The organism is Microbacterium sp. JZ70, from assembly GCF_053903225.1.
This window is the reverse complement of record NZ_CP096405.1, coordinates 144,096-162,917: the sequence shown is the minus strand read 5'-3', so window position 1 is coordinate 162,917 and position 18,822 is coordinate 144,096. Positions and strand designations below refer to the sequence as shown.

General features: G+C 72.2%; 18 protein-coding genes. 11 read left to right on the top strand and 7 right to left on the bottom strand.

The features are described 5' to 3' along the window. Window positions 1-4 precede the first annotated feature (4 nt). From M1D46_RS00690 to M1D46_RS00665, 6 genes are all read right to left on the bottom strand, one after another. Complete coding sequence (locus M1D46_RS00690; RefSeq protein ID WP_456286266.1) at window positions 5-1,753, bottom strand: glycoside hydrolase family 35 protein; 1,749 nt, start codon at window positions 1,751-1,753, stop codon at window positions 5-7. 85 nt (window positions 1,754-1,838) lie between these two features. Next, a complete protein-coding gene (locus M1D46_RS00685; protein WP_271172965.1) occupies window positions 1,839-2,486 on the bottom strand; it encodes a Pr6Pr family membrane protein in 648 nt (215 codons plus the stop codon). 52 nt (window positions 2,487-2,538) lie between these two features. Continuing rightward, window positions 2,539-3,486, bottom strand: a complete 948-nt coding sequence (locus M1D46_RS00680; protein WP_282978798.1) for a LysR family transcriptional regulator — start codon at window positions 3,484-3,486, stop codon at window positions 2,539-2,541. 109 nt (window positions 3,487-3,595) lie between these two features. Then, complete coding sequence (locus M1D46_RS00675) at window positions 3,596-4,780, bottom strand: acetyl-CoA C-acetyltransferase (protein WP_456286265.1); 1,185 nt, start codon at window positions 4,778-4,780, stop codon at window positions 3,596-3,598. Then, window positions 4,777-5,427, bottom strand: coding sequence for a CoA transferase subunit B (locus M1D46_RS00670; protein WP_456284002.1), 651 nt, complete (start codon window positions 5,425-5,427; stop codon window positions 4,777-4,779). Before M1D46_RS00670 ends, M1D46_RS00675 begins: the two co-directional genes overlap by 4 nt. 1 nt (window position 5,428) lies before the next feature. Then, window positions 5,429-6,190 carry a CoA transferase subunit A gene (locus M1D46_RS00665; protein ID WP_271172961.1) on the bottom strand — a complete coding sequence of 254 codons (762 nt, stop codon included), beginning with the start codon at window positions 6,188-6,190 and terminating at the stop codon, window positions 5,429-5,431. Between the two features lie 254 nt (window positions 6,191-6,444). On the opposite strand from M1D46_RS00665, the gene M1D46_RS00660 reads away from it, so the two are divergent. The 6 genes from M1D46_RS00660 to M1D46_RS00635 all read left to right on the top strand — a co-directional run bounded on the left by M1D46_RS00660 (window position 6,445) and on the right by M1D46_RS00635 (window position 12,690). Continuing rightward, a complete protein-coding gene (locus M1D46_RS00660; protein ID WP_456286264.1) occupies window positions 6,445-7,458 on the top strand; it encodes a VOC family protein in 1,014 nt (337 codons plus the stop codon). An 85-nt stretch (window positions 7,459-7,543) separates the two neighbouring features. Further along, on the top strand, window positions 7,544-8,524 hold the full coding sequence (locus M1D46_RS00655) for a fumarylacetoacetate hydrolase family protein (RefSeq protein ID WP_456286263.1): 981 nt from the start codon (window positions 7,544-7,546) through the stop codon (window positions 8,522-8,524). Then, the gene (locus M1D46_RS00650) at window positions 8,521-9,513 is read left to right on the top strand and encodes a cyclase family protein (protein ID WP_456286262.1); all 993 of its coding nucleotides are present in this window, start codon (window positions 8,521-8,523) and stop codon (window positions 9,511-9,513) included. Before M1D46_RS00655 ends, M1D46_RS00650 begins: the two co-directional genes overlap by 4 nt. 59 nt (window positions 9,514-9,572) lie before the next feature. Next, the gene (locus M1D46_RS00645; RefSeq protein ID WP_271172957.1) at window positions 9,573-10,706 is read left to right on the top strand and encodes an FAD-dependent monooxygenase; all 1,134 of its coding nucleotides are present in this window, start codon (window positions 9,573-9,575) and stop codon (window positions 10,704-10,706) included. Next, on the top strand, window positions 10,703-11,743 hold the full coding sequence (locus M1D46_RS00640) for an amidohydrolase family protein (protein WP_456286261.1): 1,041 nt from the start codon (window positions 10,703-10,705) through the stop codon (window positions 11,741-11,743). The genes M1D46_RS00645 and M1D46_RS00640 overlap by 4 nt, the downstream gene beginning before the upstream one ends. Then, window positions 11,740-12,690 carry a fumarylacetoacetate hydrolase family protein gene (locus M1D46_RS00635; RefSeq protein WP_456286260.1) on the top strand — a complete coding sequence of 317 codons (951 nt, stop codon included), beginning with the start codon at window positions 11,740-11,742 and terminating at the stop codon, window positions 12,688-12,690. The genes M1D46_RS00640 and M1D46_RS00635 overlap by 4 nt, the downstream gene beginning before the upstream one ends. 51 nt (window positions 12,691-12,741) lie before the next feature. On the opposite strand, the gene M1D46_RS00630 is transcribed toward M1D46_RS00635, so the two are convergent. Beyond that, window positions 12,742-13,950 (bottom strand): cobalamin-independent methionine synthase II family protein, encoded by a 1,209-nt coding sequence (locus M1D46_RS00630; protein ID WP_456286259.1) that lies wholly within the window; start codon window positions 13,948-13,950, stop codon window positions 12,742-12,744. A 292-nt stretch (window positions 13,951-14,242) separates the two neighbouring features. Between M1D46_RS00630 and M1D46_RS00625 the strand changes: the two genes are divergently transcribed. The 5 genes from M1D46_RS00625 (at window position 14,243) to M1D46_RS00605 (ending at window position 18,812) form a co-directional block, all read left to right on the top strand. Continuing rightward, window positions 14,243-14,986, top strand: coding sequence for a 3-oxoacid CoA-transferase subunit A (locus tag M1D46_RS00625; protein WP_456286258.1), 744 nt, complete (start codon window positions 14,243-14,245; stop codon window positions 14,984-14,986). Continuing rightward, window positions 14,983-15,630 (top strand): 3-oxoacid CoA-transferase subunit B, encoded by a 648-nt coding sequence (locus M1D46_RS00620; protein ID WP_456286257.1) that lies wholly within the window; start codon window positions 14,983-14,985, stop codon window positions 15,628-15,630. The genes M1D46_RS00625 and M1D46_RS00620 overlap by 4 nt, the downstream gene beginning before the upstream one ends. Further along, window positions 15,627-16,793, top strand: coding sequence for a thiolase family protein (locus M1D46_RS00615; RefSeq protein ID WP_324013726.1), 1,167 nt, complete (start codon window positions 15,627-15,629; stop codon window positions 16,791-16,793). Before M1D46_RS00620 ends, M1D46_RS00615 begins: the two co-directional genes overlap by 4 nt. A gap of 193 nt (window positions 16,794-16,986) precedes the next feature. Beyond that, window positions 16,987-17,769, top strand: a complete 783-nt coding sequence (locus M1D46_RS00610) for an IclR family transcriptional regulator domain-containing protein (RefSeq protein ID WP_271172950.1) — start codon at window positions 16,987-16,989, stop codon at window positions 17,767-17,769. Window positions 17,770-17,870: 101 nt separating this feature from the next. Further along, a complete protein-coding gene (locus M1D46_RS00605) occupies window positions 17,871-18,812 on the top strand; it encodes an alpha/beta hydrolase (RefSeq protein WP_271172949.1) in 942 nt (313 codons plus the stop codon). Window positions 18,813-18,822 lie beyond the last annotated feature (10 nt).

The following is an 18,822-nucleotide window of genomic DNA, read 5'->3' as shown; positions in this document are numbered from 1 at the left end:
GGTCTCAGAGCTCGGTGTGGCCGAGGTCGGGCTGCGCGACGAACCGCGCGACCGCCTCGCCCGCGTGCAGCTCGAGCACGGCGATCCGGTTGCCCGTCTCGCGCACGACCGGGCCGGGCACGTACATCGTGCGCTGCGGGCCCCGCGACCAGAACCGGCCGAGGCAGAACCCGTTCACCCACACGACGCCCTTGCCCCATCCGGATGTGTCGAGCAGCAGGTCGCGGCCCGCGGGCGCGTCGAACATCCCGAACGCGACGCCGGGGCCCGCGTGCGCGGCGGATCCGTGTGCGCTCGCGCGGTCGGCCAGCTCGTCGAGGCGCTCCCACGTGAGCGGTGCCGCCTCCCACGCGTCGATCGGCGCGCCGTCGAGCGTCGCGGGACCGATGAGCCCCGTGGGCTCGCCGAGGCGCGGGCCGTAGTTCACCCGCCCCTGGTCCTCGACGAGCAGCTCGAGCACGCCGCCGTGGGGCAGCGCGATGCGCCGCTCGCCGTGATCGCGGCTGAGGACCCCGACCGGCTTCCGGTCGAGGAAGACCTGGGCGCGATCGCGGACCTCGTCGAATGCGAGCACGCCCGGCGCCTCGATCGGGCGCGTGGCGCGGTACAGCGTGAACCCGCCGAAGTGGTCGAGCTCGTCGATCGTCGGCAGGTGGTCGACCGAGGTCTCCGCACCGAGCAGCTCGAGACCATCCCACAGCGAGAGCGCGCGGTCGAGCGCGACGTCGAAGACGGGCGCGTCGGGCCGGACGGTCGCTGGCTCCTCGTCGGGGACCGGCGCGTACTTCGCGATGACGTCGCGGAACGCGCGGTACTTCGCGGTCGGGTGGCCCGTCTCGTCGAGCGGCGCGTCGTAGTCGTAGCTCGTGACGATGGGGATGTACCGCCCCTTGTCGTTCGCTCCGTTCGTGAATCCGAAGTTCGTGCCGCCGTGGAACATGTAGATGTTCACCGAGGCGCCCGCCGCGAGCAGGTCGTCGAGCTCGCGGGCCGAGTCCTCCGCCGAGGTCGTGTGGTGGTGCTCGCCCCAGCTGTCGAACCATCCGCACCAGAACTCCGAGCACATGAGCGGCCCCGTGGGCTGGTGACGGCGCAGCGTGGCGAGCCGCTCGGTCGCCCGCGAGCCGAACGAGCCGGTGCGGTGCAGGTCGGGCAGGCCGCCCGCGGCGAGCATCTCGTCGGTGGGCTGGTCGACGGTGGTGAGCGGCACGGTGATCCCGATCGCGCACGTGAGGTCGGCGACCTCGCGCAGATAGGCCGCATCGTCGCCGAACGCGCCGTACTCGTTCTCGACCTGCATGAGGATGATCGGCCCGCCCGCGTCGATCTGCCGCGGCACGAGCACGGGCGCGATCTGCGCGTAGTACTCGCGCACGGCGTCGAGATACCGGGGCTCGGAGCGGCGCACCCCGGCGCCGTCGCGGAAGAGCCAGGCCGGCAGGCCGCCGTTGTCCCACTCGGCGCAGATGTACGGCCCCGGCCGCACGATCGCGTGCATGCCCTCGGCCGCGACGTCGTCGAGGAAGCGGCCGAGGTCGAGGCCCCCGTCGAGGCGGAACTCGCCGCGCCGCGGCGCGTGCGCGTTCCACGCGATGTACGTCTCGATCGTGTTCAGCCCCATGGCCCGCGCCTTGCGGATGCGGTCGCGCCACTGGTCGGGGTGCACGCGGAAGTAGTGCAGCGCGCCCGCGAGCACGCGGAACGGCTCTCCGTCGAGCAGGAAGTCGTGCTCCCCGATCGCGAACCGGCTCATCGGGGGTCCTCCTCGTCGATCGCGCCGCCGACATCCGTCATCGGGGGCGAACTCCGAGCGTATCGAGCGGATGGCCCTGCACGCGTCAGGGGCGCCCGTCCGCGTCGCGGATGGTCGGCCGGATGCGGCTCAGCAGCACGAGACCCGATGCCACGCCCGCGAAGATCGCGAGCGCGATCGCGCACGTGACCGCGAACTCCGCGAAGCCCGACACCTGCCGCAGGTCGAGGAAGTAGTACGGGAACCATCCGACGATCGCGCCGCGCCACATCGTGAACCCGCCCCACACGAGCGGGTACACGAGCACGAACGGCACGACGCGCCAGGACGCCGCACGGCGGCCGGGCCCGAACAGCCACGCGAGGATGGTCCAGATCGGGAGCACGAAGTGCAGCACGACGTCCGACCAGGGCACGTCGATCCGGATGCCGCGCAGCCCCGCCTGCCAGACGATGAGCGCGAAGGCGAGACCGGCCGTGATCGTCCAGCTGAGGATGAGGGCGCGCGCCGTGGTCAGCCAGGGCGGGTCCTCATCGTGTCGGAGGGCGATCACCCCGGCGATCGTCGCGAGCACCGTGAAGGCGATGTTCGACTGGATCGTGAGGTACGCGAGGAAGTTCTCACCGGCGATCGTCTGCGAGCTGAGGCCCCAGGCGAGCCGGTGGACGAGCGCGACCAGGCACAGGGCCGCCGCCGCCAGGCGAGACCAGCCGAAAGCCGTCCGTGCCGTCACCCTCGCGTCGTCCTCCCGCTGCGGCGCGGCGTGCGCGCGCCACGGCCCGAGTCTACGGAAGCCGCTTCGGGTCGGCGCGCGCGCCGAGCTCGGCGGCGGCGTCGACGAAGAGCTCGCGCATCCACTGGTGCTCGGGATCGCGGTCGTGCACGGGATGCCACCACATGGCGTTCAGCACGGGCGTCGCGTCGAACGGGAGGGCGAACGTGCGCACCGCCGCCGAGCGCTCCACGATCGGCGCGAGCGCCGACTGCACGATGCCGAGCCGGTCGGTGCCCTCGACGAAGTGGCCGAGGGCGAGGAAGCTCTCGACGACCGCCTCGACGCGGGGCTCGATGCCGAGCTGCTGCAGCTGGCGGCTCGCCGACGTGAACGCCTCGCGCGACTGGTAGGTGAACACCCACGGGCGCTCGGCGAGGTCCTTCATCGTGGCCTGCGCGCCGATGCGCGCGTCGTCGGCGCTCGCGATGCCGACCCAGTCGTCCTGCCACAGATCGGCGTACGGCAGGTCGGTGAGGAAGCCGTGCGGGATGAGCATGGCGTCGGCGGCCCGCAGGCGCGTGGCGGCGTCCTCGACGATGGTCTGGTTGTGGAGCATGAACCGGAAGCGCACGCCCGGCGCCCGCTCGCGGGCGATGCGGCTCACCGTCCGCCCGACCGTCGCGAAGCCGTAGTCCGAACCGAAGATCGCGAACTCGCGCGTGGACTGCTCGGGGTTCCACGCGGCCTGGCTCTCGAAGACCCGACGCGCGGCCTCGAGCGCCGTCGTCGTGTGCTCGGTCAGGCGCATCGCGAGCGGCGTGAGCTCGTACGCGTTGCCGCGTCGCGCCAGGATGGGGTCGTCGAAGTGCGCGCGGAGCCGCGAGAGCGACGCGCTCAGCGCGGGCTGGCTCAGGTGGAGGCGCTCGGCGGCGCGCGTCACGCTGCGCTCGGTGAGCAGCGCGTCGAGCGAGACGAGCAGGTTCAGGTCGAGTCGTGAGAGCAGCGGCTGATCGGGCACGGCGGCGTGGTCCTCGGGTCGGGTCCGCTCGGCGATGAGCGTACCCGGATCGTATCACCGCCGTCGATCACCGGCGCCATCACCATAGCGCCGGTCGATAACGCCTCGATCACGCCGTGAGCACGAGGGCGTCGCCCTGGCCTCCTCCACCGCACAGTGCGACCACGGCGGTCCCGCCGCCGCGGCGCGCGAGCTCGTGGGCGGCGTGCACGACGAGGCGGTTGCCGGAGGCGCCGATCGGGTGCCCGATCGCGATCCCGCCGCCGTGGATGTTCACGATGTCGGACGACAGGCCGAGCTCGCGTGCCGAGTGCGCGACGACGGCGCCGAACGCCTCGTTGATCTCCACGAGATCGAGGTCGGCGACGTCGATGCCCTGCTTCTCGAGGGCACGGCGGATGGCCGCGGCCGGCTGCGACTGGAGGGAGTTGTCGGGGCCCGCGGTCTGGCCCGACGCTCCGATCGTCGCGAGCGCGCGCCATCCCTCGCGCTCGGCCCGCTCGCGCGTCGTCACGACCACGGCCGACGCGCCGTCGGAGATCTGCGACGAGTTGCCGGCCGTGATGCTCCCGCCCTCGGCGAACGCGGGGCGCAGCCGCGCGAGGGTCTCGACCGTCGTGTCGGGGCGGATCCCCTCGTCCCGCGTCACGACGACGGGCTCGCCCCGACGCTGCGGGATCTCGACGGGCACGATCTCGTCGTCGAACACGCCTGCCTCGGTCGCCGCGGCGGCACGCTGATGCGACAGCGCGGCGACCTCGTCCTGCGCCGCGCGCTCGACCCCGTAGCGCGGGTTGTGGTTCTCGGTCGAGAGCCCCATGCTCACGCCGTCGTACGCGTCGGTGAGTCCGTCGTGCGCCATGTGGTCGAGAACCTCGACCGAGCCGTAGGTCCAGCCCGTGCGCGACCCCATGAGCAGATGCGGGGCGCGCGACATCGACTCCATGCCGGCCGCGACGACGACCTCGGCGTCGCCGACGGCGATCATCCGCGCGGCGTCGATCACGGCCGTCAGCCCCGAGAGGCAGACCTTGTTCACGGAGTGCGACGGGACGTCCCAGCCGATGCCCGCGCCGACCGCGGCCTGGCGGGCGGCGTTCTGGCCCGATCCGGCCGCGAGCACCTGGCCCACGATGACGGCGTCGACCGCGCCGGGCGCGATGCCCCCGCGCTCGAGTGCGCCGCGGATGGCCGCGCTGCCGAGCTGCGGAGCGGTCAGCGACGAGAGCTGCCCGCTCAGCCGCCCCTGCGGCGTCCGGGCCGCGGCGACGATGACGATGTCCTGCGGGTTCATGCTGCCTCCTCCTCGAGGGCGACGATCAGGGTCGGCTGGGTGGCCGCGACGACCTCGTCGAGGGTCACGTCCGGCGCGAGCTCGCGGAGGACGAGCCCGTCCGCGGTCACGTCGATGACGGCGAGGTCGGTGATGATCCGGTCGACGACGCCCCGCCCCGTGAGCGGGAGCGAGCACGCGTCGACGATCTTGGGCGACCCGTCCTTGGCGACGTGCTCCATGAGGACGATGACGCGGCCGGCGCCGTGCACGAGATCCATCGCGCCGCCGGGGCCCTTGACCATCTTGCCGGGGATCATCCAGTTCGCGAGGTCGCCCGACGCCGACACCTGCATGGCGCCGAGGATGGCCGCGTCGATCTTGCCGCCGCGGATCATCCCGAAGCTCAGGCTCGAGTCGAAGAAGGCCGCGCCCGGGAGCGTCGTGACGGTCTCCTTGCCCGCGTTGATGAGATCGGGATCGACGGCGTCCTCGGCCGGGTAGGGCCCGACCCCCAGGATGCCGTTCTCGGACTGGAGCACGAGCGTCACGCCGTCGGGCACGAAGTTCGGGACGAGCGTGGGAAGACCGATGCCGAGGTTCACGTACTCGCCGTCGTGGAGCTCGCGCGCGGCGCGCGCGGCCATCTGGAAGCGGGTGAGTGCCATGTCAGTTCCCCTCGGTCGCGACGGTGCGCTTCTCGATGCGCTTCTCGATGTCGGTGCCCACCTCGACGACCCGGTGCACGAACACGCCGGGCAGGTGCACGGCGTCGGGGTCGAGGGCGCCGGGCTCGACGAGCTCCTCGACCTGCGCGATGCACACGCGGCCCGCCATCGCGGCGAGCGGGTTGAAGTTCCGGGCCGCCTTGCGGAAGACGAGGTTGCCGTGTCGGTCGCCCTTCCAGGCGTGGACGAGCGCGAAGTCGGTCGTGATCGCCTCCTCGAGCACGTACTCGCGCTCGCCGAAGGTGCGGACGTCCTTCGCGGGCGAGGCGACCGCGACCGAGCCGTCGGCGGCGTACCGGCGCGGCAGGCCGCCGTCGGCCACCTGCGTGCCCACGCCCGTCTGCGTGTAGAACGCCGCGATCCCCGCGCCGCCCGCCCGCAGCTTCTCCGCGAGCGTGCCCTGCGGAGTGAGCTCGAGCTCGAGCTCGCCGGAGAGGAACTGCCGCTCGAACTCCCTGTTCTCGCCGACGTACGACGAGGTCATCTTGCGGATGCGGCGAGCGCCGAGGAGCACGCCGAGCCCCCAGTCGTCGACGCCGCAGTTGTTCGAGACGATCGAGAGGTCGGTGGTCCCCTGCGCGAGCAGGGCCTCGATGAGGGCGATGGGGTTGCCCGAGAGCCCGAAGCCGCCGACCGCGATGCTCGCGCCATCCGGGATGTCGGCGACCGCCTCGGCCGCCGTCGGGATCTGCTTGTCGATCACGTCGTGTCACTCCCTCGTCCACCGTCGCGCGCGGCGCCTTCGCCGCTGTCGTCCCTTCGAATCTAGCGCGCGGCGGGGGAGCGGGAGGGGGCGATATCAGCGATCCGAATGCCGGTCATCGGCCGCGCTGAAGAGCGCGCACGCGGCCCACCGAGCCATAAATCAGAGTGATGCCGAGGATCGAAGAATTCGGGTTCCCTGATAGTCCCGATGGCCGGAGAGTGGATGCAGACCTACCCGAGAAGGGATCGAAGATGATCAAACTGCTTTCGCATCTGTCCTACGTCGCCATCACGACGCCCGACGTCGAGGCGTCGGTGAAGTTCTACGAGGAGCAGGTCGGCCTGCAGGTCGTCGACCGCATCGACGGCGCCGTCTACCTGCGCTGCTGGGGCGACTACTACCGCTACAGCGTCGTCGTCCCGGGCGACGAGCCCGCGCTCGAGACCGCCGCATGGCGCACGACGAGCCCCGAGGCGCTCGACGAGGCCGTCCGCCGCCTCGAGGCCGAGGGCGTCGAGGGCGAGTGGTTCGAGGGGCACGCGATCGGCCGCGCCTACCGCTTCGTCGGCCCGCAGGGGCACCGCATGACGCTGCACTGGGACGTCGAGCACTACGTCTCGGGCGCAGACCAGGCGTCGATCTACCCCGACCGCCCGGCGCGCCGCTCGTCTCACGCGGGCGCCCCGCGCCAGCTCGACCACGTCACGATCGCGGCGCGCGACGTCGACGCGTTCGTCGAGTGGTACGTGCGCGTCCTCGGCTTCCGCTTCATGGCGCGCACCGTGCTCGACGAGGCGCCCATCTCGGTGTTCAGCGTGCTGACGACCAACGAGAAGTCGCACGACCTCGGCGTCGTGCTCGACGGCTCCGACCGCGACGGCCGCATCAACCACTACGCCTTCTGGGTCGACACCCGCGAGGAGCTGCTCATCGCCGCCGACGTGCTCATGGAGAACGGCACGCCGATCGAGTACGGCCCCAACATCCACGGCATCGGCGAGCAGACGTTCCTCTACTACCGCGAGCCCTCGAGCCTGCGCATCGAGCTCAACACGGGCGGCTACCGCAACTACGTGCCGGACTGGGAGGCGAACACGTGGCGCCCCTCGCAGGGCTCGAACAACTTCTACCGCAACGGCGCGATGCCGATGTCGATGACCGAGTCGTTCCCGCCCGCGAACGGCCCGTCCGCCACCGAGGAGGGCGTGCCCGACGAGATCAAGGAAGCCCTGCTCAACCCCTACGCCGTCCAGGGCCGGGGCTGACGCCGACGGAACGCGGGTCGCGCACGCAACCCGCGTTCCCGCGTCCCCAGGGCCGGACCCCGGCCATCCGCTTCATGATGAGGAGATGACGATGACGTCGCACCCGCGGCTCGACAACCGCTTCGCGCTCGCGCGCTACCGTGACGGCGCGGAGGTGCGCCTCGGCCTCGTGGCCGGGGATCGCATCCGGCCCGTGGGGCCCGATGAGCTCGGCGCCCCCGACCTCAACGCGTTCCTCGCGGACGCCTTCGCCGGCTGGGAGCGGATGGCCGCGCTCGCCGAGACCGACGGCCCATGGCGGCCGCTGGACGAGGTCGTGCTCACGGCGCCAGTCGAGCCGCGCCAGGTGCTGCAGACGGGGGCGAACTACCGTCAGCACGTCATCGAGCTCGTCGCGGCGGGGCTCACGAACAACACCGACCGCACGCCCGAGGAGGCGCGCGCGTTCGCGGCCGACATGATGGACGAGCGCGCGGCGAGCGGCGAGCCGTACTTCTTCATCGGCCTGCCCGCGTGCGTCGTCGGGGACGACGTGCCGCTCGCGCTGCCGCCCTACAGCGAGGTGCACGACTGGGAGCTCGAGCTCGCCGTCGTCATCGGCCGCGAGGCGTTCCGCGTCTCGCGGGAGGACGCGATGGAGCACGTCGCGGGCTACACGATCGTCAACGACATCACGACGCGCGACCTCGTGTTCCGCAAGGACATGAAGGAGATCGGCACCGACTGGTACCGGTCGAAGAACGCGCCCGGCTTCCTGCCGACCGGGCCGTTCCTCGTGCCTGCCGGCCTCGTCGACGAGAAGGACGCGCGCGTGCGCCTCGAGCTCAACGGGCAGACGATGCAGGACTCCTCGACGAGCGATCTCCTCTTCGACATCCCCGCGCTCGTCTCGGCGGCGAGCCAGACGATGCCGCTGCTCCCGGGTGACCTGCTCCTCACGGGCAGCCCCGCGGGCAACGGCCAGCACTGGAAGAGGTTCCTGCGCGACGGCGACGTCATGACCGGAGCGATCTCGGGCCTGGGCGCCCAGGTCGTGCGCTGCGTCGCCGAGGGGACCGCGCGATGACGCCCACCGAGGATCCGCAGGAGCTCGACCGCGCCGACCCCGCCGGCCACATCGCGGCGGCGGCCGAGGCGTACCGGAACTGGGGGCGCTGGGGCGAGGGCGACGTCGTCGGCACGCTCAACTTCATCGACGACGCCAAGCGGCGGACGGCCGCCGGCCTCGTGCAAGACGGCCTCGTCGTCTCGCTCGCGCAGTCGTTCGACATGGACGGACCGCAGAAGGGATGGCGGCGCCGCACGAACCCCGTGCACACGATGCTCGACACCGGCACCGACGCCGAGCGCGGCGCCCAGGGCTTCCCGCACGGGATCGGGGGCGCCGACGATGTGATCGCGATGCCGCTGCAGTGCTCGACGCAGTGGGACGGCCTCGGCCACATCTTCGACCGCGGCTTCGCGTGGAACGGGCGCCGCGCGGGCGATGTCGTCACGAGCGACGGCGACCTCGTCACGGGCATCGAGCACACGGCCGACCGGCTCGTGAGCCGCGGGGTGCTGCTCGACCTGGGGGCGTTCCTGCGCCCCGAGACGGGCGAGATCGAGGACGGCTACGCGATCACGGCCGCCGAGCTCGACGCGTGCATCGCCGCGCAGGGCCCGACGAGCGGCGTGGGCCGCGGCGACATCGTGCTCGTGCGCACCGGCCGGCTCGCACGCGCGCGGCGCGAGGGCTGGGGAGACTACGCGGGCGGCCCCTCGGCGGGGCTGTCGTTCACGACGGCCGGATGGCTGCACCGCTCGGAGATCGCGGCGATCGCGACCGACACGTGGGGCTTCGAGGTGCGGCCGAACGAGTTCGACGCGGCCTTCCAGCCCCTGCACCAGGTCGTCATCCCCAACATGGGGCTCACGGTCGGCGAGATGTGGGATCTCGACCGGCTGGCCGACGCGTGCCGGGAACGGGGACGATGGGAGTTCCTGCTCACCGCGGCGACGATCCCGATCACGGGCGCGGTCGGGTCGCCGGTCAACCCGCTCGCGATCCTCTGACCATCCGACATCCGCGGGCCATCCGCATCAGACACATCCGAGAACGAGGAGGTTCTTCCATGACCGCAGTGACGAAGGTCGCGATCGCCGGGTGCGGCGCCGCCAGCATGGCCGCCGCGATCCCGCTCGCCGAGGCCGGCGTCTCCGTCGACGTGTACGAGCTCAAGCCCGAGCTGTCGGCGCTCGGCTCCGGGATCACGCTGCAGGGCAATGCGCTGCGCGCTCTCGGCCGCCTGGGGGTGTGGGAGCAGGCCGCCGCCCAGGGCTACCCGTTCGAGGGGCTCACCCTGCGCGCGCCCGGCCCGGACGCGCCCGTCATCGCCGAGCTTCCCGAGGTGAAGACCGGCGGCCCCGACTTCCCCGCCTGCATGGGCATGTACCGGCCCGACCTCGCGCGCATCCTCGTCGAGCGCGCCGAGTCGCTCGGCGTGCGCGTGCACTACGGCGCGAAGGTCACCGGCGTGCGCGAGACCGAGGGCGGGGTGCTCGTCGACGTCGGCGGCGCGCCCGTCGGCGAGTACGACCTGCTCATCGGGGCCGACGGCATCCACTCGACCGTGCGCGAGCTGATCGGCATCGAGACCCAGCCCGAGCACACGGGCATGGGCATCTGGCGCGCCTTCGTCCCGCGGCCGGCCGAGGTCACGCAGAGCCAGCTGTACTACGGCGGCCCCGCGTACATCGCCGGCTACACGCCCACCGGCGAGGACACGATGTACGCGTTCCTCGTCGAGGACGCCCAGGATCGCTTCGGTGTGGCCCCGGCGGAGGCCGTGGAGATCATGAAGGGGCTCTCGGCGGCCTACGGCGGCCCGTGGAACGCCATCCGCGAGAGCCTGTCCGAGTCGAGCCGCATCAACTACACGTGGTTCACGGCGCACATCCTCGACGGCGCGTGGAACCGCGGCCGCACGGTCGTCATCGGCGACGCGGCGCACAGCTGCCCGCCCACGGTCGCCCAGGGCGCCGCGCAGGCGATGGAGGACGGGATCGTGCTCGCGGAGCTCCTCATCGCCGCCGACGCCGTGGACCAGGGCCTCTGGGACGCGTTCCACGCCCGCCGCGTGCCGCGTGCGACCGCGGTCGTCGAGGCGTCGGTGCAGCTCGGACGCTGGCAGCTCGAGCACAACCGCGACGCCGACGCGGCCGGCCTCATCTTCGGCGTCGCGCAGCAGATGGCGCAGCCCGCATGAGCGGCGCGATCGACGTCCACGCGCACCTCCTTCTGCCCGCACTGCAGGAGGAGGTCGCGCGCCGCGACCCCGACGGCTTCGCGGCCGCGAACGCGCTCGACGCGCGCCGCAACGGGCCGGAGAGCCTGGCCGCATCCGGCCGCATGATCGGCGCGCGCATCCCGCTGCTCACCGACCCGGCCGCGCGCATCGCGGCCATGGACGAGCAGGGGGTCGCGCAGCAGTGGGTGAGCCCGTCGCCGAACCACTTCCATCCGTGGGCCGACGAGGAGCTCGGCGTGTGGATCGCGAAGGAGGCGAACCGGCAGATCGCGGTGCACGTCGCGACCGCCCCCGACCGCCTCCGCGGGCTCGGCACCGTGCCGCTGCAGCACCCGTCGCGTCTCGTCGAGTGCCTCGACGACGCGGTTCTCGCGCACGGACTGCTCGGGGTCGAGATCTCCTCGTTCGCGGGAGACATCGAGCTGTCGGACGAGCGGCTCGAGCCGTTCTGGGCCCGCGCCGCCGAGCTCGGCGCGATCGTGTTCCTGCACCCGTTCGGATGCTCGCTCGACGAGCGCCTCGACCGGTTCTACCTCTCGAACACCGTGGGGCAGCCCACCGAGAACGCCGTCGCGCTCTCGCACCTCATCTTCGCGGGCGTGCTCGACCGCCATCCGGAGCTGCGGATCGTGGCCGCGCACGGCGGGGGCTACCTGCCGACGGTGATCGGCCGCTCGGATCGCGCGTGGGCGGTGCGCCCCGAGGCGCGGGGCTGCGCCGAGCCGCCGTCGACGTACCTGCGCCGGCTCTGGTTCGACACCGTCGTGCACGACGAGCGCACGCTGCGCGCGCTCGTCGAGGTCGCGGGGGCCGACCGCGTCGTGCTCGGCAGCGACTTCCCGTTCGACATGGGGCTCGACGACCCCGTCGGCTTCGTGCAGGGGGCGGGGCTCGCGGATGCCGATGCCGTGCTCTCCCGCACGGCGGACGCTCTCGCCGCGGGCGTGCAGGGGGCGGATGCCGCGAGCGCTCCGATCGCGGAGGCGCGGGCATGAGGATCGGGCGGTGGACGCGCGCCGGTCGCGAGGAGGACGGCTTCATCGAGGACGCGGGGGTCATCCCGTTCCCCGACGCGCTCACGGTGGGCGACGTGCTCGCCGCAGGGCTCGGGGCGCTCCCCGCGCTTCGCGAGCGCGCGGGCCATCCGGTCGCGCCCCTCGCCGACGTGACGCTGCGCGCGCCGCTGTCGCCGGCGTCCGTGCGGGACTTCGTCGCGTTCGAGGAGCACGTCGAGGGAGTCAGCGCGTCGGTCGACGGCAAGAGCGAGGTCGTGCCCGAGTGGTACCAGGCGCCGACGTTCTACTTCACGAACCCGCACACGATCGCCGGTCCGGGCGAGACGATCGCCCCGCCCGAGACGCAGCGCCTCGACTTCGAGCTCGAGGTCGCCGCGGTGCTCGGCGGCGCAGGTGCCAACCTCTCGCCGGCCGAGGCGGACGCCGTGATCTTCGGCTACACGATCATGAACGACTGGTCGGCCCGCGACCTGCAGTCGCGGGAGATGAAGGTGCGCCTCGGGCCGTGCAAGGGCAAGGACTTCGCTACGAGCCTCGGCCCGTGGATCGTCACGGCCGACGAGCTCGAGCGCTTCCGCGACGAGGACGGCTTCCTCGCCCTGCGCGCCGAGGTGTCCGTCAACGGCGAGCGATACGGCGAGGATCTCGTGTCGAACATGGGATGGCCCTTCGCCGAGCTCGTCGCGTACGCCTCGCGCAATGCGCGCGTCGTCCCGGGGGACGTGCTCGGCTCGGGCACCGTCGGCAACGGCGGCTGCCTCGGCGAGCTCTGGGGGCGCGGCAGCACCCTGCCGCCGCTGCGCGAGGGCGACGAGGTGCGGATGACGGTCGAGGGCATCGGCGAGCTCGTCGGGCACGTCGGCGCCCCCGTCCCGGCCCCGCCGATCCCGCCCGCGCGTCCTCGGTTGCGAGCCCGGGCGCGCTGACGGGCGGGGCCGGTTGCGTGTTCGCCGCGTTCTGCGGCGAACCCGGGGCCGTCAGACCCGCTTCGCGGCGCGGCGCGCGCCCTCGCCGAGCGCCTCGAGCTTGGCCCACGCGATCTGCTCGTGGACGCGGCCGCCCAGGCCGCAGTCGGTCGCGGCGATCACGCGGTCGGGGCCGACGATGCGCGCGAAGCGCTCGATGCGCTGCGCGACGAGGTCCGGATGCTCGACGAGGTTCGTCGAGTGACCCACGACGCCCGGCACGAGGACGAGGTCGTCGGGGATGAGATCCCTGTTCTCCTCCCACACCGCCCATTCGTGCTCGTGGCGCACGTTGGCCGCCTCGAACGAGATCTGGCCGACCTTCGCGCCGAGCACGGTGCGGAGGATGTGCTTGAGCTCGATGTCGGTCGTGTGAGGCCCATGCCATGAGCCCCAGCACAGGTGCAGGCGCACCTGCTCCCTCGGCAGCCCGGCGATGGCCTCGTTGATCGCGTCGATGCGGATCTGCGTGAACGCGAGGTAGTCCTCGACGCTCGGCTCGGGGTTGATCTGGTCCCAGTTCTCCGCGAGCGACGGATCGTCGAGCTGCAGGATGAGACCGGCGTCCGTGATCGCCCGGTACTCCTCCTTCAGCGCGTCCGTCCACGCGCGGATGTGCTCGAGCTCGGTCGCGTAGTAGTCGTTGCGCACGCGTGCGGCGGAACCCGGCGCGATCGCGGTGAGGAATCCGGTCTCGCCCTCGCCGAGCGCGTCGGCGAGGTGGCGGACATCCGCCGCGGTCGCGGCCTGCCCGCGGTACGAGATCGGGCCCGTCGTCGTGGGGAACGCCGTGGCCGTCCGTCCGGTCTCGACGCCGTTCTCCGGGTCGTGGTACACCTCGGCGAAGGCCTGGCGGTCGCGGCGGTCGAGGAACGACGTGAGCACGATGCTGCCCGGCTCGGAGCGGCGGGGCGGCTCGTTGAACGCGTTCACCTCGGTGAGCGCGAGGCCGTCGACGCGCTGGAACGAGTAGCCCCACCACGCGCCGTAGTCGACGGGGCTCGACATCGCCTTGCCGAACTCGCCGTCTCCCGGCTGCGTGATCCCGACCGCGCGCTGGCGCTCGACGACATCGCGCACGGCCTCCGCGACGAGCGCCTCGTACTCGGGCGTCGACGTGAGCGTGAAGCCGTCCTCCTCGAACGTGCGCGCGGCGTTGGCCTCGATGAGGGCCTTCGTGCGCGGCAGGCTTCCGGCGGTCGTCGTCTCGATGGTCGTCATGCTGCTCCTCGCTCCTTCTGCGGGCGTGCCCGCCGTCGCGACGGTATCGCGAGCACGGTGCGACTTCCGCATCGCATGTCGAAGAGTGACGGATGGTCGGCCGTTGGGCCCCGACCCCGTACGCGCAATCGGATGGCTGGGGCTCGTGTGCGCGTGTCGTCCCCGGCAGGCGACATCCGCACCACGGGTCCGACGCGGCGTGCGCCCGGGGCTCGCGCGGCGGACATCCGCTCGCTACACTGGCCGTATAGCGAACATGCGTTCGCACAGCGAACCGATCGAGGAGGAACCGGTGATCGACAAGACCATCGCGAGCGTCGAGGACGCCGTCGCGGGGATCGCGGACGGCGCGACCGTCATGATCGGCGGCTTCGGGCGCGCCGGACAGCCCGTCGAGCTCATCGACGCGCTCATCGCGCACGGAGCCCGCGACCTCACGATCGTGAACAACAACGCCGGCAACGGGGACACCGGCCTTGCGGCGCTCCTGGCGGCGGGACGCGTGCGCCGGATCGTCTGCTCCTTCCCTCGTCAGAGCGACTCCTGGGTCTTCGACGGTCTGTACCGTGCGGGCGAGATCGAGCTCGAGCTCGTGCCCCAGGGCAATCTCGCCGAGCGGATCCGCGCAGCCGGCGCGGGGATCGGCGCCTTCTTCTCGCCCACGGGCGTGGGCACGCAGCTGGCGGAGGGCAAGGAGCACCGCGACATCGACGGGCGCACGTATGTCCTGGAGTATCCGATCAGGGCCGACGTCGCGCTCATCAGCGCGCACCGCGCCGACCGCTGGGGCAACCTCGTCTACCGCGAGACAGCGCGCAACTTCGGGCCGATCATGGCGACGGCCGCCACGACGACGATCGTCCAGGTCGACGAGGTCGTCGAGCTCGGAGCGCTCGACCCCGAGACGGTCGTGACCCCGGGTCTCTTCGTGGACCGCGTCGTGGCGGTCGGCGAGCGCGCGTGGCTGCGCGACGGCGTCTTCGTCGGAGGCGTCGACATCGAGGGACGCCCGCTCGCCGAGGAGGCCGCACGATGACCACCCGCATCAGCCGCGACGATCTCGCGGCACGGATCGCCGCCGACATCCCCGAGGGCTCCTACGTGAACCTCGGAATCGGCGCGCCCACCCTCGTGGCGAACTTCCTGCCATCCGATCAGGAGATCATCCTGCACACGGAGAACGGCCTGCTCGGCATGGGCGAGGCTCCTGCCGCCGACCGCGTCGACCCCGACCTCATCAATGCGGGCAAGCAGCCCGTGACCGCGCTGCCGGGGGCGGCCTACTTCCACCACGCCGACTCGTTCGCGATGATGCGCGGCGGGCACCTCGACATCTGCGTGCTCGGCGCGTTCCAGGTGTCGGAGCGCGGCGACCTCGCGAACTGGTCGACCGGCGCGCCCGGGGCCATCCCCGCCGTGGGCGGCGCGATGGACCTCGCGATCGGCGCGAAGCAGGTGTTCGTCATGACCGACCTGCTCACGAAGCAGGGCGAGTCGAAGCTCGTGGCCGCCTGCGCGTATCCCCTCACGGGCGTCGGCTGCGTCACGCGGGTCTACACCGATCACGCGGTGTTCGATGTGACCGACGAGGGCTTCCGCGTGCGGGAGCTCTTCGGCGACAACACGATCGAGGGCCTCGAGTCCCTCACCGGGCTCTCTCTGCAGGAGGTGGCGGCATGACCGCGAGCTTCGTCTACGACGCCGTCCGCACCCCGTTCGGGCGCGCGGGCGGAGCGCTGTCGGGGGTGCGGCCCGACGACCTCGCCGCCGTCGTCATGAGGGCGACCGTGGACCGCACGGGTCTCGACCCCGCACGGATCGACGACGTCGTGTTCGGCGACGCGAATCAGGCCGGCGAGGACAACCGCAACGTCGCGCGCTTCGGTGCGCTGCTCGCGGGGTTCCCCGTGACGGTGCCCGGCGCGACGGTGAACCGCCTCTGCGGCTCGTCGGTCGAGGCGGTCATCCAGGGCTCGCGCGCGATCGAGGCCGGCGACGACCGGATCGTGCTCGCGGGCGGGGTCGAGTCGATGAGCCGCGCGCCGTTCGTCGTGGAGAAGTCGGCCAAGCCGTTCCCGGCGGTCGGAAACCAGACGATGTGGAACACGTCGATCGGATGGCGGATGATCAACCCCGCTCTGCCGCGGGAATGGACGATCTCGAACGGCGAGAGCGCCGAGCTGCTGGCCGAGACCTACGGCATCTCGCGTGATGACCAGGATGCCTTCTCCGTGCGCAGCCACGAGCTCGCGGCCCGCGCGTGGGCCGAGGGTCGCTACGACGCGGAGATCGTGCAGGTCGACGGGCATGAGCTCGCCCGCGACGAGGGCATCCGCGACGGCTCGACCGTCGAGAAGCTCGGCGGCCTCAAGGCGCTGTTCAAGCAGGGCGGCACGGTCACCGCGGGCAACTCCTCGTCGATCAACGACGGGGCGTCGGCCGTGCTCCTCGGCGCCGAGGGGGCCATCGACGCCGAGCCGCTCGCGCGCATCGCCGGCCGAGGCGCCTTCGGAAACGAGCCGCACCTCTTCGGCGTCGCGCCGGTCGAGGCGGCGAACATCGCCCTCCGCCGAGCGGGGAAGACGTGGGCCGACGTCGACCTCGTCGAGCTCAACGAGGCGTTCGCCTCCCAGAGCCTCGCATGCATCCGCCAGTGGGATATCGACCCCGAGCGCGTGAACATCCACGGCGGTGCGATCGCGATCGGGCATCCGCTCGGCGCCTCGGGTGGACGCATCATCGGGCACGCCGCGCATGAGCTCAAGCGCCGGGGCGGGGGAGTGGCGGTCGCCGCTCTCTGCATCGGCGTCGGGCAGGGGCTGGCCGTCGTCCTCGAGCGCTGAGCCGCAGCCGACCGGCGCGGGACCGGGGTGCGTGCATGTCTCGGTAGGCGTGGGAATGGAGCGCGTATGGCCGCACCGCGTGAGACATGGAAGCCCCGCCACCACCCCATGTCTCATTCCACGCGGGTTTCGGGCCCGGATGGCCGCACCGCGTGAGACACGGGGTGGTTCGGAGGGCGATAGGGTCGCGAGGATGAGCACGAACGACGTCGAAGAGGGCCGCGGCGACTTCGTCCAGTCCTTCGCGCGCGGCCTCGCGGTCATCCGCTCGTTCGACGCGGAGCACCCGAGCCTCACTCTGAGCGAGGTCGCCGCCCGGACGGAGATGACCCGCGCAGCCGCCCGGCGGTTCCTGCTCACGCTCGAGACGCTCGGGTACGTCCGCAGCACGGGGAGGGAGTTCGCGCTCACGCCGCGCGTCCTCGAGCTCGGCTTCAGCTACCTCTCCGCGCTGTCCCTGCCCGAGATCGTCCAGCCCCACCTCGAGCGGCTCTCGCGCGAGGTCGACGAGAGCGTCTCGGCGGCCGTCCTCGACGGCGGCGACATCGTCTACGTCGCGCGCGTTCCGACGCGTCGGATCATGAGCGTCGCGATCACGATCGGCACCCGCTTCCCGGCCTACGCCACGAGCATGGGCCGCGTGCTGCTCGCGCACCTGCCGCAGGATGAGCGCGATGCCCTGCTCGCGGCATCCGCTCTCGAGCCCCTCACCGAGCGCACGATCACCGACCGATCGGCCCTCGCGCGCCGGCTCGACGAGGTCGCGGCCGCGGGATTCGCGATCACGGATGGCGAGCTCGAGTCGGGCGTGCGATCGGTCGCGGCTCCCGTGCGCGGCCGGGATGGCCGGGTCGTCGCCGCGGTGAACGTGTCCGCGAGCGCCGCGCGCGTTCCGATCGAGCGCCTCCGGGACGAGCACCTCCCGCGGCTGATCGCGGCGACGCAGGCGATCGAGGCCGATCTGCGTCTCGTGTGAGCCGTCGCCTCATGCGCATGCGGGAGAGGCGAATGGCGCCGATCGCGCGGGAACGCGATGCTGGAGACGCCGCACTGCCGGCATGACTGCGAAGGAGCACCATGAAGCACGAGCGCATCGCCCTCCACGACGGACGCGACGACGTGACCCTCACGACGTACGTCCTCGACGACTCCCCGGAGCTGCTCGACGGGCGCGCCCGTCCCGCCGTGCTGATCCTGCCCGGGGGAGCGTACATGGGCTGCTCCGATCGCGAGGCCGAGCCGGTCGCCCTCGCGTTCGCTGCGCTCGGGTATCACGCGTTCGTGCTGCGCTACTCGGTGTACGGAGCGGGCGGGCCGCTCGACTGGAACGTCGATGCGCGCGCGATGGAGCCCCGCGCGCACAGCGTCTTCCCGAACCCGCTCATCGACGTCGCCCTCGCGATGAAGCACATCCGGTCGCGGGCGGCGGAGTGGCTCGTCGACGCCGACCGCATCGCGGTCGCGGGGTTCTCCGCCGGCGGCCACAACGCCGGCATGTACGGCACGCGATGGCATGACGCCCTCGTCACCGAGGCGGTCGACGCGACGCCGGACGAGCTGCGGCCCGCCGCGCTCATCATGGGCTACGCGCTCAGCGACTACCGCTTCCAGCACGCCCGTCTGGATGCCATGCCGCCCGCGGAGCGCGCCGTCCGCGAGATGGCCGCCGTCGCGTACTTCGGCGAGATCGACCCGGCGCCTGAGCTGCTCGACGCGGCGAGCCCCGCGCTGCACGTGAGCGCACAGACCCCGCCGACCTTCCTGTGGCACACGGTCGCCGACGCGCTCGTGCCCGTCGAGCACTCCCTCCGGTTCGCGTCGGCATGCGCCGCGCACGGCGTGCCCTTCGAGCTCCACGCCTTCGAGGCGGGCCAGCACGGCCTCTCGCTCGCGACGCGCGCCACCGCGTCTGCCGAGCCGATGATCGACGACGATGCCGCGCACTGGGTGCCGCTGGCGGCCGCGTGGCTGGCCAAGCGCTTCTCCGTCGAGCTCCCCGCGGCGATGCCCTGGGACTGAGCCGGACGGC

Excerpts from the sequence above, each read along its gene's own strand:
- M1D46_RS00690 (WP_456286266.1), bottom strand. The coding sequence starts at position 1,753 with ATGAGCCGGTTCGCGATCGGGGAGCACGACTTCCTGCTCGACGGAGAG.
- M1D46_RS00675 (WP_456286265.1), bottom strand. The coding sequence starts at position 4,780 with ATGAACCCGCAGGACATCGTCATCGTCGCCGCGGCCCGGACGCCGCAG.
- M1D46_RS00670 (WP_456284002.1), bottom strand. The coding sequence starts at position 5,427 with ATGGCACTCACCCGCTTCCAGATGGCCGCGCGCGCCGCGCGCGAGCTC.
- M1D46_RS00660 (WP_456286264.1), top strand. The coding sequence starts at position 6,445 with ATGATCAAACTGCTTTCGCATCTGTCCTACGTCGCCATCACGACGCCC.
- M1D46_RS00655 (WP_456286263.1), top strand. The coding sequence starts at position 7,544 with ATGACGATGACGTCGCACCCGCGGCTCGACAACCGCTTCGCGCTCGCG.
- M1D46_RS00650 (WP_456286262.1), top strand. The coding sequence starts at position 8,521 with ATGACGCCCACCGAGGATCCGCAGGAGCTCGACCGCGCCGACCCCGCC.
- M1D46_RS00645 (WP_271172957.1), top strand. The coding sequence starts at position 9,573 with ATGACCGCAGTGACGAAGGTCGCGATCGCCGGGTGCGGCGCCGCCAGC.
- M1D46_RS00640 (WP_456286261.1), top strand. The coding sequence starts at position 10,703 with ATGAGCGGCGCGATCGACGTCCACGCGCACCTCCTTCTGCCCGCACTG.
- M1D46_RS00635 (WP_456286260.1), top strand. The coding sequence starts at position 11,740 with ATGAGGATCGGGCGGTGGACGCGCGCCGGTCGCGAGGAGGACGGCTTC.
- M1D46_RS00630 (WP_456286259.1), bottom strand. The coding sequence starts at position 13,950 with ATGACGACCATCGAGACGACGACCGCCGGAAGCCTGCCGCGCACGAAG.
- M1D46_RS00620 (WP_456286257.1), top strand. The coding sequence starts at position 14,983 with ATGACCACCCGCATCAGCCGCGACGATCTCGCGGCACGGATCGCCGCC.
- M1D46_RS00615 (WP_324013726.1), top strand. The coding sequence starts at position 15,627 with ATGACCGCGAGCTTCGTCTACGACGCCGTCCGCACCCCGTTCGGGCGC.
- M1D46_RS00610 (WP_271172950.1), top strand. The coding sequence starts at position 16,987 with ATGAGCACGAACGACGTCGAAGAGGGCCGCGGCGACTTCGTCCAGTCC.
- M1D46_RS00605 (WP_271172949.1), top strand. The coding sequence starts at position 17,871 with ATGAAGCACGAGCGCATCGCCCTCCACGACGGACGCGACGACGTGACC.